Here is a 13,799-nt window from a genome sequence, read left to right on the forward strand (position 1 = left end):
TACGTAAAAATTCAGGGAGTAATCACGTTTGTAATTAAATGAGTTTATGTCCAATATGGAACGTATTTGACATATCGTTTGGACAGGCTTTCAGGATCGTCCGGTTTGATCTTGTTTTGCTCTACCGCAGTAGCAATAATTTGCGACACGGCAGACACCTTGGCCCGCGTATCGTCAAGCTTGAAGCGCTCCCTCAGGCTTTGATTGCTCATCTTTTCATTGCTGACGTACTTCAGGCAGCAATGCATGTAGCAGGCATTGACACGCTCCTTGGCATCCATATCCACGAATTCCTTGTGCGCAAACAGGACGGCCGTCGTATGCATTGGCGCAACACGAAACTCGGGCGCAGGCAATTGGTAATATTCAGTACTGGACACCACCTTGTCGATCCCACTGCCTTTTTCTTCACAGATGCCAAGGCGGCGCATCAAATCGGCCAGTTTTTCATTGCGCGAACTGTATTCATCAACGAAGCGCTCGGTAGGGATCAATGGCTGGCCGGGGTTGGTAATTTCAATCCTGTCCGCGTAAATCTCGATCATCACCGAACTGCCTGTGGCTTCGAGGTCCTGATGCACCAAGGCATTGGCAATCAGTTCACGAATGGCCAGCTCGGGAAACATGCGCACCTCTTCGCGTAACGCCTGGCCAATCACCTCATTGACCGGCAACTGACCATTGACATAGGTAATCAAGCTTTCAAAGCCTACGGCATATCCCTTCTGTCCAATCAGGTCACGTTCAGTCTGCAACTTGTTGTTGCCCCGATACTTGATCACGCGCACCGTCTTACGCACCAGGGACGCAAACTGGCGCATGTCTTTTGCCAGCAGCAAAGCGCCAAGGTTCGTGATCGCATATTGTCCGGCAAGCGGACGCACCAGCTTTTCACTGACCAGGCGCGTCAAGACGCCCTCGCGCGTTGCCGGCAACGGTAACTTGATCAGATCGAAAAACGTCTGGACATCAAGCGCCGCAACCACTTCGTCCGCATTGATGAGGGCCGAAGCATCGAGTGCGAGAAAATCCGCCTTTCCTTCCGCAAAAATGCGGCCCAGCTGATCTGGCGACATCGGAACCAGTTCTTCCCCTGAACGCATCAGATACATTCCGTTAACATGCCGGGGTGTGCCAATGGGGCGACCGGGAATGTCAAAAACGAGAATGCGGCCGTCAGGATGTTGCAGCTCTTCAATTTCGACCCGAAACTGAAGCGCAGTAAGAATGCGCCCCTTGATCGCACCAGTATCAGGAAACGCCTTAGTGCCAACGACACGCCGCGGAGGTTTATCGCTGACGCCCAGCACCAGATAACCGCCACCTTCGTTGGCAAGCGCCACGCAATACTTGAGCAGTTTGTCCGTGTCGTACTGCTGCTTCGCTTCCTTGAATTCCAGATGCTCGGTTTCAGGCGCGCCAGACAGCCAGCGGTCAACTTGCTCAAGCGTGATCATGCGATGGCTTCCTCAAGGATTGTTTCGGCTTCTGGCAGGCGCAATTGGCCTGAGATCAGGCGGGGAAGCAGCGTATCACGGAGCCGAATATAGGTTTGAACGACCTGTTCATTTTTAAAAACCCTGGCATGAATTAGCGCGACAAGACTATCAAAACGTTCCATCACAATCCGTTCTGGTTTGACGATCCGCAACCGCTTCAGATCTGCAACCGTCACATGGCCCAGCCCCGTCGTCTGCTTGTTCCGAGCAAGTTCAGCGAATGTCGGTCGCAGATGCTTAAGCGTTTGTAGTAAAAATGACCGCTCTTCCGCAGCATGCGGCAGTACCCTGAAAATGTGTTGATTCAGCCAGGCCGCATCGTGCGCCCACACAAACGTATCAATCGATGTGTCGGGATTACCGGACCATGAGAACAGGATATCGCCGGTGAGAATACGGAATTTCTCGGGCATAGCGACGTCAGAATAGGCCGTCTGCGCTGTCACGCCGGCTTTGAGTTCCGCGATTTTTATGATTGGCAATCCACGTTGTTCTAGGTTTGGATCGAATGCCTTGTATGCAGCCCCATTAATATAGGTAGCCAAGTCATAGATCGGGCAGGTAGTCCATCCATTTGGTAGCAATCCTGATTCTGACTCATCAAAGCTATCAGGGAACAACGCCGCCGTCGCATCGTCCATAGCCTCGGGTACACGCCCCTCCAGCTTGGCACGCACGGGATCGAAGTCCACGAACCACGACTTGAACAGGGCTTGAGCGATGGCTTCGAGGGTGGCGTTGGTTTCGCGCAGGAGTGCGATGCGGTCGTCAACGGCTCCGATAAATTCAGAAATAGTATGCCGTTCCAACTCTGGCGGCATGGGAATAGGCAAGGCACGCAGATCCTTTAGATTGATAGTGGTTTGGACCGTCGTATTTGCGCGGCTTCCCAGTAAATGTTGAGAAAGCGGAGATCGAAGGCATAGGGCAATCCACTCAGCCGCAATATGGTCTTTGGGGTGCATCACCGCAACAGCCCTAGCGACGTTGAACCCCGCCAAGCTACTTGGCACAACCGCAACCTGGCCCACCGAGCCAACAATCGTGAGTAAAACCTCGCCCCCCTTTAGACGCGTGCGACTGTACTTCGCTTCGACCTCGGGCGCTATATACATTACGTCTGAAAGCTCCAGTCGTGTACCGTTGAAGTTATTGACCCTAATAAGAGGCACCCCTTCATCGAGAGCCATGCCAGGCTGCACAACCCCATATGTTACCGAGTTTTCTCCGCAACACATGGCCAAAGGTTTGTATATCCAATTATCTGGCAAAACTGGTAAGTCAAAACTCATATCCTAGTCCTCCCAGTTTCTGGCGTACTAGCTGATCCAACTCCGCCCCCTTAGCCATCTGCTCGCCCAGTGTCTCAGTCAACTTCTGCATCTTGTCGGCGAATGCCTCGTCGTCGTCCTCAACTGCCTCTGCTCCAACGTAGCGCCCCGGCGTGAGCACATGCCCGTGCTCGGCGATCTCGGCAAGCGTGACGCTGCGGCAGAATCCCGCCACATCCTGATATTCACCGGCATTCGCTTCGCCGCGCCACGCCGCCACAATCGCCGCAATCTTGCCGATGACTTCATCGGTGAACTCGCACTGCACGCGACTGATCATGCTGCCCAGTTTGCGCGCATCGATGAATAGTACCTCTCCCTGCCGGGTACGCTTTTCCTTGACCAGGAACCACAAGCAGGCGGGGATCTGGGTATTGAAAAACAGCTGACCCGGCAGCGCAATCATCACTTCGACTTTGTCGGCATCGACCATGGCGCGACGGATATCGCCTTCGCTGTTCTGGCTCGACGACATCGAGCCATTGGCCAGCACGATACCTGCCCGACCGGTGGACTTGAGGTGATACAGCATGTGCTGCAGCCAGCCGTAGTTGGCGTTGCCCTGCGGCGGGATACCGTAGACCCAGCGCGGGTCGCCTTCCAGGCTGCCGTGCCACCAGTCGGAAATATTGAATGGTGGGTTGGCCAGCACGAAGTCGGCGCGCAGGTCGGAGTGCTGGTCGCGCACAAAGGTGTCGGCCGGCTCCTTGCCCAGGTTGAAATCGATACCGCGAATGGCCAGGTTCATCGCCGCCAGTCGCCATGTTGTCGGATTTGCTTCCTGGCCATAGATCGACACGTCGCCGATCTTGCCGCCGTGCGCCTCGATAAAACGCTCCGACTGCACGAACATACCGCCCGAACCACAACATGGGTCGTACACCTTGCCGTGGTGCGGCGCCAGCACGGCGACCAGAGTCTTGACGATCGACGCCGGCGTGTAGAACTGGCCGCCCCGCTTGCCTTCGGCGCTGGCGAACTGGCCAAGGAAATACTCGTACACTTGACCCAGCAAATCGCGCGCGTGGTTTTTTGCCGTATCGCCGGACTCGCCAAAGCCGATGCTCGAAACCAGATCGACCAGCTCGCCGAGCTTGCCGTCTGGAAGTTGTACCCGTGCGTAGCGTTTGTCGAGGATGCCCTTGAGCTTGGGGTTCTCCAGCTCGATCAGGGCCAAAGCATCGTCGATGCGCTTGCCGATGTCCGCCTGTTTGGCTTGCGCGCGCAGCGTTTCCCAGCGTGCCGCTTCCGGTACCCAGAATACGTTGACCTCCTTGTAGTAGTCGCGGTCTTCCAGCTCTTCAGCCAGCATGTCGGCGTCGACGTCGTGCAGGAAGTAGTCGTCAGCGGCGTCGGCAAAGCGGCACGTCAGTTCGTCGCGGCGGGTCTGGAAGGTGTCGGAGATGTATTTAACGAAGATAAGGCCAAGAACGATATGCTTGTATTCGGCGGCGTCCATATTGGCGCGCAGTTTGTCGGCCGTAGCCCAGAGTGTTTTTTTGATGTCTTCTATCATGTTGAAGCGAGGCTGAAGTATCGTGGTGAGACGGTCATCTTATCCTATGTGCGATAGCAAAAAATTTGCCCGCGATCTTCCCATCGGAAACGCATGGACACTAAGCCAGATTCTCGAAATAATACGATTTTTGAATAGGAATACTACTGAAATCTGGCGAAGAGCCTTGATTTGTCTTGGTGCGGCTGGCGGGGATCGAACCCACGACCCTTGGCTTCGGAGGCCAATACTCTATCCACTGAGCTACAGCCGCGTAGGGGGAATTTCTGAAGTGATGCGAAGGATACCGTTTTTCTTTACCTACGTCTACGGAAACTGTCGTATCGCTGGCAATTGCATGTCACTGCTCAATTTTTGTGCCTATAATTGTGGGTTTCATAAAGGTTTACATACAAGCATGTAAAAATGCTACCTTACACGGCCATCAGTTTCAAATCTGGACTAAGGACATCATGAGCGACGCACATAACGAACAACAATCAGCGATCAAAACGCCTAAACAATTGCTTGCCGCCGTAGCTGGCTTCTTCCTCGTCACCGTCATCGGCATCATCTTGCTGGTGCAATTCGTCACAGCACAAAAACTGACGGGCGCCGGTACGGACAGCCAGTCGCCCGAAGCCATTGCCGAGCGCTTGAGCCCCGTCGCCAATTCGGGCTTTACCTTCAAGGATGCCAGCGGTCCGAAAGTGCTGCAAAGCGGCGAAGCCGTTTATACAGCCACCTGCGTGGCTTGCCATGGCGCCGGCGTGGCCGGTGCACCGAAATTTGGCGATGCGGGCAGCTGGTCGGCCCGTCTGGCCCAGGGTTACGATACGGTCCTGAAACACGCCATCGAAGGCTTGCGCGCAATGCCGGCCAAGGGCGGCAATCCTGACCTCGACGATGTGGAAGTGGCGCGCGCCGTCGTCTACATCGCCAACGCGTCGGGCGGCAAGTTCAAGGAACCGGAAGTGCCGGCGCCAGCCGCTGCCGCTGACGGCGCTAGCGCACCAGCCGCGGAACCTGCCAAGTAAGCAGCGCAGCACCAGTCTCCAGGAACCGCCCTCAAGGGCGGTTTTTTTTCGCCCGCAGTTTGTGCCAGATCACACGACGTAAAAAAGCCGCCCGGCTTGATGCGGGGCGGCTCGGTACTAGCGCGTCAGAACTGCCGTTACCACATGATGACGCGGTCTTTCGGTGGCAAGTACATCTTGTCGCCAGGTTTTACGTCGAAGGCCTGGTAGAAGCCGGGCTGGTTGCGCATGGTGCCGTTGGCGCGGAACTGGCCTGGCGAGTGCGGGTCTGTTTTCAGCAAGACCAGTTGCTGCGCTTCGCGCATCTTCATGCGCCATACCTGGGCAAAGCCCGCGTAGAAGCGCTGCTCTCCAGTGAAACCGTCGATGACGGGGGCTTTCTTGCCGTTCAGCGACAATTTATACGCTTTGTACGCGATCGCCACGCCGGAATTGTCGGCGATGTTTTCGCCCAGGGTCAGTTCGCCGTTGACGAAGTGGCCCTTGACGGGACTGAAGCCGTTGTACTGCGCCACCAGCTGCTTGGTTTTCTTGGCGAAGTTTTTATGGTCGGCCTTGGTCCACCAGTCGCGCAGGTTGCCATCGCCGTCGTACTGGGCGCCCTGGTCGTCGAAGCCGTGGCTGATTTCATGGCCGATCACACCGCCGATGGCGCCATAGTTGACGGCGTCGTCCGCGTTGGCGTCGAAGAACGGCGCTTGCAGGATGGCGGCCGGAAAGACGATTTCGTTCAGTTCCGGGTTGTAATAGGCGTTCACGGTCTGCGGCGTCATGCCCCACTCATCGCGGTCGATAGGCTGGCCCAGCTTGTTCAATTCCCGGTTGTAGTTGAGCAGGTGCGAACGCTGGATGTTGCCGATCAAATCGTCCTGCGCCACCGTCAGGCCCGAGTAATCGCGCCATTTGTTTGGATAGCCGATCTTGGTGGTGAACTTGGCCAGCTTGATCTGCGCCTGTTTCTTGGTGACAGGGCTCATCCAGTCGAGCTTGTCGATGCTTTGCTTGTAAGCCGTCATCAGGTTTTTCACCAGTGCTTCCATACGCACCTTGCGCTCGGCTGGGAAATATTGCTCGACGTACAGCTGGCCCACGGCTTCGCCCAGCGCGCCTTCGACGGCGCCCACGCCGCGTTTCCAGCGTGGACGCATTTCCGTCACGCCCGTCAGAGTGGTGCCATAGAAAGCGAAGTTTTCATCGACATACGCTTTCGGCAGGTAGCCGGCGTTGGCGTGCAGCAAGTGCCACTGGAAGTACGCTTTCCACGTTTCCAGCGGCGTCTTGTTGGCGATCTCGGCAAAGCCCTTCAGGTAGCTGGGCTGGCTGACGATCACGTAATTGACCTTGTCGGCGATGCCCGTATCCTTCAGGTAGCGGGCCCAGTCGTAGCCTGGCGCCACGGTAGCCAGTTTCGCCAGCTCCACCTTGTTGTAGGTTTTGACAGGATCGCGGTTCTGCACATTGCTCCATTGCGCCTTGGCCAATTCCGTTTCCAGCGCCAGGATAGCCTTGGCATTCGCGGCAGCATTCGCGTCGCCGGACAAGCTGAGCATTTTCTCCACGTGGGCCAGGTATTTGGCGCGCGTGTCGGCCTTGCCCTCTTCCAGGTAGTAATCGCGGTCAGGCAAGCCCAGGCCGCTTTGCACGATGTCGGCCACGTATTTGGTGGAATCCTTGGCGTCTTGGTGAATGCCAAAGTCATAAGGCGAAGTCACGCCAAGCTTGCTGAAGTGGGCGATCACGGCTGGCAATTCCGCCTTGTCCTGCAGTGCGGCGATCTTCGCCAGCTCCGCGTTCAAAGGGGTCAGGCCCAGGCTTTCCAGCTTGGCCTCATCCATGAAGCTGTTATAGAAATCACCGATTTTCTGGGCATTCGAACCGGCGGCGCGGGCCTTGTCGGCGCTAGCGCCTTCGACGATGCCGCGCAGCTGCGTTTGCGTATCGTCGGCCAGCTTGGCAAAGCTGCCCCAGCTCGACTTGTCAGCAGGAATGACCGTTTCCGCCAGCCATTTGCCATTCAGGTGCTGGAACAGATCGTCCTGCGCGCGCACGGCAGGGTCGACGTACTCGACGGCGATGCCGGACGTCAGCGCCGCAGCCGCGATGGCCGTGGCGGTGGCAGGCGCAGCAGCGGCCTTCTTGGCAGAATCAGCGGCGCCAGCCATGCCGGACACGCCGGCCAGCAAACTCAGGGTCAATGCACTTAACAAATAACGATTCACGGTTGTCCTCTATATTGTATTGTGTGAAATATAAGGGTCAGAAGGCCCAGGGCTTCTGGCCCGGTTTTTGACTGTAGCATACCGGCCGAAATGACAGAAAGAACTTTGGCCAGTATGCAAAAAAGACCACGCAAGGTGGCCTTTTTTGTTGTTACAGTAGTACGTTCTTTACGACGGCGCGCACGCGCTTACCAGATGATGACGCGGTTTTCCGGGGCAACATACATCTTGTCGCCCGGTTTCACGCCAAACGCTTCGTAGAAGCCAGGCTGGTTGACCATGGTGCCGTTGGCGCGGTACTGGCCCGGCGAATGGGGATCGGTCTTGATCTGCACGATCTGCTGCGCTTCGCGCATCTTGCTGCGCCACACCTGGCCAAAGCCCATGTAGAAACGCTGGTCACCCGTCAAGCCATCGAGCACGGGCGCCGGCTTGCCGCCCAGCGAAATCTTGTACGCCTTGTACGCAATCGCCACGCCCGAGTTGTCGGCGATGTTCTCGCCCAGGGTCAGCGCGCCATTGACGTTATAGCCAGGCAATGGGCTGTAACCATCGTATTGCTTGGTCAGCGCGTCGGCCTTGGCGGCGAAGTTCTTGCGGTCGGCCGGGGTCCACCAGTCGCGCAAGTTGCCGTCGCCATCGGACTGGCTGCCCTTGTCGTCGAAGCCGTGGCTGATTTCATGGCCGATGACGGCGCCGATGGCGCCATAGTTGACGGCGTCATCCGCGTTGGCATCGAAGAACGGCGGCTGCAGGATGGACGCGGGGAAGACGATTTCATTCATCGTCGAGCTGTAATAGGCATTCACCGTTTGCGGCGTCATGCCCCACTCTTCGCGGTCGATCGGTTTGCCCAGCTTGGCCACCTGGCGCGCCGAAGCGAAGTTGGCGGCACGCATCATGTTGCCCACCAGGTCGCCCTGGACGATTTGCAGCTTCGTGTAATCGCGCCATTTGTTCGGATACGCGATCTTCGGCGTGAACTTGGCCAGCTTGGCTTGCGCTTCCTTCTTGGTCTCCGGGCTCATCCAGTCCAGGGTGTCGATACTGTCCTTGTAGGCGGCCAGCACGTTTTTCACCAGTTCCTGCATGTGTGCCTTGCGCTCTGCCGGGAAATATTGCGCGACATACAATTTACCGACGGCTTCGCCCAGCACGCCTTCGACGGCGCCTACGCCACGCTTCCAGCGCGGCTGATTTTCCGTTACGCCGCTCAGTACCGTGCCGTAGAAAGCAAAGCTCTCGTCGACGAAGTTTTTCGACAGGTAGCTGGCATAGCTGCGCAGCAACTGCCATTCGAAGTACGCTTTCAGGGTGTCCAGGTCGGTGCTGGCCAGCACCTTGTTGTAGCCGGCCAGGTAACTTGGCTGGTTGACGATGACGTAATCGACCTTGTTGGCGATGCCCAGGGCAGCCAGGCCGGACTTCAGGTCGTAGCCGGGAGTCAGGTCGTTCAGTTTGGTGAGGTCGGTCTTGTTGTAGCGCTTCACTGGGTCGCGGTTCTCGACCTTGGTCCATTGCACTTCGGCCAGCGATGTTTCCAGGGCCACCACCGCCTTGGCGCGCGCGGCGGCGTTCTTGTCGCCCGCCATGGCCAGCATCTTTTCCACGTGCGCCTGGTATTTCTCTTTGACGCCAGCCTGCTTGGCTTCCAGGTAGTAATCGCGGTCTGGCATGCCCAGGCCGCTTTGGCTCACGTAGGCGGCATATTTCGTTGAGGCACGCGCATCCTGGCCCACATACACGGCGTACGGGGTCGACACGCCCGTCTGGCTCAGGTGGGCGATCAGGGCGGGCACGCCCTTCTTGTCGCGCAGCGAGCGGATGCGGTTCAGTTCGCCTGCCAGCGGCTTCGTGCCCAGTGCATCGAGCTTGGCTTCATCCATGTAACTGGCGTACATGTCGCCGATTTTCTGCGCTTCGGAACCGGCCTTCTTGTGCTTGTCCTGTTGCGTGGACTCGATGATGCCGCGCAACTGTGGCGTGGTGTCATCGCGCAGCTTGGCGAACGAACCCCAGCTCGACTTGTCGGCAGGGATCTCGGCCGTGGCCAGCCACTTGCCGTTCAAATGGGTGAAGAAATCGTCTTGCACGCGCACGGCAGGGTCGATGTATTGCACATCGATGCCGGAAACGACGCCAGCGGCGGCAGGCGCGGAAGGTGCGACACTGGGCGCCACGGTTGGTGCTGCCACGGAGGATGCGGCGGATACGGGTTCGGCGGCATGGGCAAACGCAGCCAACAGGGTCAGGGTCAGACTGCTTAAGAGGTAGCGATTCACGAATTGTCCTTATGGGGCATGTCAAAAAGACCGGGCGGATAGCTTCGGGCGGATAGCCTGCCGCGCCAGGCGCTACGGGAATGTAGCACGCGACCATGCCCTTTGACCATCCTTGCCCCCCGGACTGCCCAGCAGCACCCCCCCTCCGTTGCCCCTTAGTTGCCGGGCAGCGTCATGCCGGCGCCCCCGTTGCCCATGCTCACGCCCGCACCGCCCATTCCCCCCTTGCCACCCTTGCGCCCGCCGTGCTCGCCGCCGGGCGCGCCACGCGATTCGCTGCGGGGCGCGGCGGCGTCCATCACGCGCGCCATCTGCCCGGCGATGAACTGGACCACCATCTGGCGCTGGTTCTCGTCCAGGGCATCGTTGACGCTCAGCCACCACTCGCGCAGCTGCTTTTCTTCGGCCAGGCTCTGCGTGCTTTCCTGGTCCAGGCCGGCGAGCAAGTCGCGCAACTCCAGCCGGGGCGTCTGCAAGCCCTGCGTCACAGCCGCTTGCAGCCGTTCGCGGCGCGCCTTGCGTTCGCGCAATAGTTGGCGCGATTTCCCGTCCACCTGCTGCCACAAGGTGCTTTGATTCGCATTGAGTTTCAATTCCGTCCTGAAATCGGGCGCCATCGGCAGCAAGTCTTCCAGGCGCATCTCGGCGACCGGCACGGCCGAGGCGGTCAAGGCGGTGGTACCCAGCAGCAAGGCCAGGCCGAAACGGCGCACGGCGGGGGGAAAGGTCAGCGAGGTCATGGAGGCTCCGGATAAAAAAAAGCCTGCGTCCGCGGACGCAGGCAAAACCACTTCGGGTCGAGAATGCGAGTCCACTATAGGGCCGCGGCACACGCTTTTTTTCGACTCTTACAAATGCTTACTCCCCTCAAGATGAACTATACATCGCATACAAAACCGCAACATATGGCAAGCTGACAGCCCCGTTTTCGCGCGTAGACTGGGCTCAGGCACGCTTTTTCCACAGCCGGCCCACGCCGGCAGAGATTCAGGTCTATACTTTCAGGAAAGCGCCGCTCCACGGGGACTGGCGCTTGTGCAAGACACGCTAGCTGCAAAGGTGCAATGATGGGCAAACTCAAAAATACCGGCTTGATCGGCCTGGGCGTGGTGGCCGGCGTCGCCGTGTCGCTGCAATTTTCAGCCATGGCGCAAAAGACCGTCGAGCCGCCCCTGCCGCTGGAAGAGCTGCGCCAGCTGGCCGATGTGTTTGGCCTGATCAAGTCCGATTACGTCGAGCCGGTGGAAGACAAGAAACTGCTGGAAGACGCCATTTCCGGCATGGTCGCCTCGCTCGACCCCCATTCCGCCTACCTGGACAAGAAAGCCTACGCCGAGCTGCGCGAAGGTTCCGAAGGCAAGTTTGTCGGCCTGGGCATCGAAATCGGCATGAGCGAGGACGGCTACATCAAGATCGTCTCGCCCATCGAGGATTCGCCCGCCTACCGCGCCGGCATCAAGGCCGGTGATTTGATTACCCGCCTCGATGGCCAGCCTGTGAAGGGCGTCAGCCTGGACGATAGCGTCAAGCGCATGCGCGGCGAACCGGGTACCAAGGTGTCGCTGACCATTGCCCGCAAGGATGAACCGCAGCCGCTGGCCTTCACCATCACGCGCGAGGAAATCCACCAAAAAAGCGTGAAGGCGAAGATGGTCGAGCCGGGCTATGCCTGGCTGCGCGTGTCGCAATTCCAGGAACCAACCGTCGACGACATGGCCGCGCAGATCACGGCCCTGTACCAGCAAGACCCGAACCTCAAGGGCATGGTGCTGGACTTGCGCAACGATCCGGGCGGCGTGCTGCAAGGCGCCATCGGCGTCTCGGCCGCCTTCCTGCCGAAGGACGCGGCCATCGTCTCGACCAACGGCCAGTTGCCGGACTCGAAACAGGTGTTCTACGGCCGCGCCGAATACTATACCTTCCGCTCGGAAGGCGATGCGCTGGCGAAATTACCGGCCGCCATCAAGAAAGTGCCGCTGGTGGTGCTGGTCAACACGGGTTCTGCCTCGGCCTCGGAAATCGTCGCCGGCGCCCTGCAAGACTACAAGCGCGCCACCATCATCGGCACGCAAACCTTCGGCAAGGGTTCCGTGCAAACCATTCGCCAGCTGACCGCCGACACGGCCGTCAAGCTGACGACGGCCCGCTACTACACGCCGAACGGCCGCTCGATCCAGGCCAAGGGCATCGTGCCCGACCTGCTGGTCGACGAGAATGCAGACGGCGACGGCTTGAACGGCTTGCGCATTCGCGAAGCGGACCTGACCAAGCACCTGAGCAACGACCGCGACAAGGAAAGCGCCAAGGCCGCCCCCGTCAACGACGAGATGGAAGAGCAATTGCGCATCATCGCCCTGGAAAAAACCCGCAAGCCGCTGGAATTTGGCAGCAAGGATGATTTCCAGTTGCACCAGGCGCTGAACCACCTGAAGGGTTTACCGGTGCAACTGGCCAAGGCCGAACCGGTGGTGGTGCAAGCCGACGTCAAGAAAGAACAGAAGAAGTAAACAAACACTGCGGGGGGCGCCATGCCCCCCGATCACCCCGCCACGCGACAAAAATCATTCTTCCGCCACACATCCCCCTCCCCTGCAACACGAAACTCTCTACAGTCGAGCACGTTTGTGTAAAATTTGCTTCACTTATCGGCACCGCGCCGATTGCTAAATTTGAAAGTTTAATCATGAAACAAGTCGTCATCAGCGGTACCGGACTGTACACGCCGCCATTTTCGATCTCCAACGAAGAGCTGGTCATTTGCTTCAATGCCTACGCGGAAAAGTTCAATGCCGACAACGCCGACGCGATTGCCGCGGGCGAGGTGACGGCGCTGGACCTGTCGAGCGTGGCCTTCATCGAAAAGGCGTCCGGCATCAAGTCGCGCTTCGTGATGGAAAAGGAAGGCATCCTCGATCCGGCGCGCATGGTCTCGCGCATTGCGGAACGGGGCGATGACGAACTGTCCTTGCAGGCGGAAATGGCCGTCGTCGCCGCGCGCGACGCGCTGGCCCGCGCCGGCCGCACGCCAGCCGATATCGACATGGTACTGGTGGCGTGCAGCAATATGCAGCGCGCCTATCCGGCCATGGCGGTGGAAGTACAGGATGCGCTGGGCATCGATGGGTATGGTTTTGACATGAACGTGGCGTGCTCGTCCGCCACCTTCGGCATCCAGCAAGCCGTGGCCGCCGTACAAAGCGGCCAGGCGCGCGCCGTACTGGTCTTGAATCCCGAAATCACCAGCGGCCACCTGAACTGGCGCGACCGCGACAGCCATTTTATTTTTGGCGACGCCTGCACCGCCATCATCGTCGAAGCGAAAGACACGGCCGTCTCTGCGCACCAGTTCGAGATCATCGGCACGGAACTGAAAACGCGCTTCTCGAACGCCATCCGCAACAATTTCGGCTTCCTCAACCGTTTTGACGAATCCGGCGTGGGCAAGGCCGACAAGCTGTTCCGCCAGCAAGGCCGCAAGGTCTTCAAGGAAGTGTGCCCGATGGCCGCCGAGATGATCAAGGCGACCCTGGCCAAGGCCGGCGTGGAAGTGGCGCAAGTGAGCCGCTACTGGCTGCACCAGGCCAACCTGAACATGAACTTGCTGATCGCGCGCCTGATCCTGGGCCGCGACGCGGAAGCGAACGAAGCGCCCGTGATCCTCGATACCTACGCCAACACCTCGTCGGCCGGTTCCATCATCGCCTTCCATAAATATCAGGATGACATGGCGGCAGGTAGCACCGGCGTCATCTGCTCGTTCGGCGCCGGTTACTCCATCGGCTGCGTGATCGTGCGCAAGGTGTAAGCGCCTGGGGAGGGAGAAGCGCCTGATTGCCTCAATTAGGCGCAGATCGCAGTGGATGGCATGCGTTCGTGCCACCTGGAAGAAGATATAGCGCAAATTTTTTGTAAAAAAAGCGGCAGGAAAATTCCAGC

9 protein-coding genes and 1 tRNA gene are annotated in these 13,799 nt (G+C 58.5%); 3 read left to right on the forward strand and 7 right to left on the reverse strand.

The annotated features are described in order from the left end of the window. Positions 1–44: 44 nt before the first annotated feature. The 4 genes from ACQ4WY_RS15470 to ACQ4WY_RS15485 all read right to left on the reverse strand — a co-directional run bounded on the left by ACQ4WY_RS15470 (position 45) and on the right by ACQ4WY_RS15485 (position 4,599). A complete protein-coding gene (locus ACQ4WY_RS15470) occupies positions 45–1,457 on the reverse strand; it encodes an ATP-binding protein (RefSeq protein WP_436504817.1) in 1,413 nt (470 codons plus the stop codon). Further along, complete coding sequence (locus ACQ4WY_RS15475; RefSeq protein WP_436504818.1) at positions 1,454–2,791, reverse strand: restriction endonuclease subunit S; 1,338 nt, start codon at positions 2,789–2,791, stop codon at positions 1,454–1,456. The genes ACQ4WY_RS15470 and ACQ4WY_RS15475 overlap by 4 nt, the downstream gene beginning before the upstream one ends. Next, positions 2,781–4,346 (reverse strand): class I SAM-dependent DNA methyltransferase, encoded by a 1,566-nt coding sequence (locus ACQ4WY_RS15480; protein ID WP_436504819.1) that lies wholly within the window; start codon positions 4,344–4,346, stop codon positions 2,781–2,783. The genes ACQ4WY_RS15475 and ACQ4WY_RS15480 overlap by 11 nt, the downstream gene beginning before the upstream one ends. A gap of 177 nt (positions 4,347–4,523) precedes the next feature. Next, positions 4,524–4,599, reverse strand: a tRNA-Arg gene (locus ACQ4WY_RS15485). A gap of 199 nt (positions 4,600–4,798) precedes the next feature. On the opposite strand from ACQ4WY_RS15485, the gene ACQ4WY_RS15490 reads away from it, so the two are divergent. Next, positions 4,799–5,362: a c-type cytochrome gene (locus ACQ4WY_RS15490; protein WP_436504820.1), complete on the forward strand. Its 564-nt coding sequence runs from the start codon at positions 4,799–4,801 to the stop codon at positions 5,360–5,362. Between the two features lie 137 nt (positions 5,363–5,499). On the opposite strand, the gene ACQ4WY_RS15495 is transcribed toward ACQ4WY_RS15490, so the two are convergent. The 3 genes from ACQ4WY_RS15495 to ACQ4WY_RS15505 form a co-directional block, all read right to left on the reverse strand. Then, positions 5,500–7,581 carry a M13 family metallopeptidase gene (locus ACQ4WY_RS15495; RefSeq protein WP_436504821.1) on the reverse strand — a complete coding sequence of 694 codons (2,082 nt, stop codon included), beginning with the start codon at positions 7,579–7,581 and terminating at the stop codon, positions 5,500–5,502. Positions 7,582–7,769: 188 nt separating this feature from the next. Continuing rightward, complete coding sequence (locus ACQ4WY_RS15500) at positions 7,770–9,863, reverse strand: M13 family metallopeptidase (RefSeq protein ID WP_436504822.1); 2,094 nt, start codon at positions 9,861–9,863, stop codon at positions 7,770–7,772. 155 nt (positions 9,864–10,018) lie between these two features. Beyond that, on the reverse strand, positions 10,019–10,603 hold the full coding sequence (locus ACQ4WY_RS15505) for a hypothetical protein (protein WP_436504823.1): 585 nt from the start codon (positions 10,601–10,603) through the stop codon (positions 10,019–10,021). A 324-nt stretch (positions 10,604–10,927) separates the two neighbouring features. On the opposite strand from ACQ4WY_RS15505, the gene ACQ4WY_RS15510 reads away from it, so the two are divergent. Both ACQ4WY_RS15510 and ACQ4WY_RS15515 read left to right on the forward strand, forming a co-directional pair. Continuing rightward, positions 10,928–12,370: a S41 family peptidase gene (locus ACQ4WY_RS15510; RefSeq protein WP_436504824.1), complete on the forward strand. Its 1,443-nt coding sequence runs from the start codon at positions 10,928–10,930 to the stop codon at positions 12,368–12,370. A 176-nt stretch (positions 12,371–12,546) separates the two neighbouring features. Continuing rightward, a complete protein-coding gene (locus ACQ4WY_RS15515) occupies positions 12,547–13,668 on the forward strand; it encodes a beta-ketoacyl-ACP synthase III (protein WP_436504825.1) in 1,122 nt (373 codons plus the stop codon). Positions 13,669–13,799: the final 131 nt, after the last annotated feature.

The organism is Janthinobacterium salmonicoloratum, from assembly GCF_051380845.1.
Classification (GTDB): Bacteria; Pseudomonadota; Gammaproteobacteria; order Burkholderiales; family Burkholderiaceae_D; genus Janthinobacterium; species Janthinobacterium lividum_F.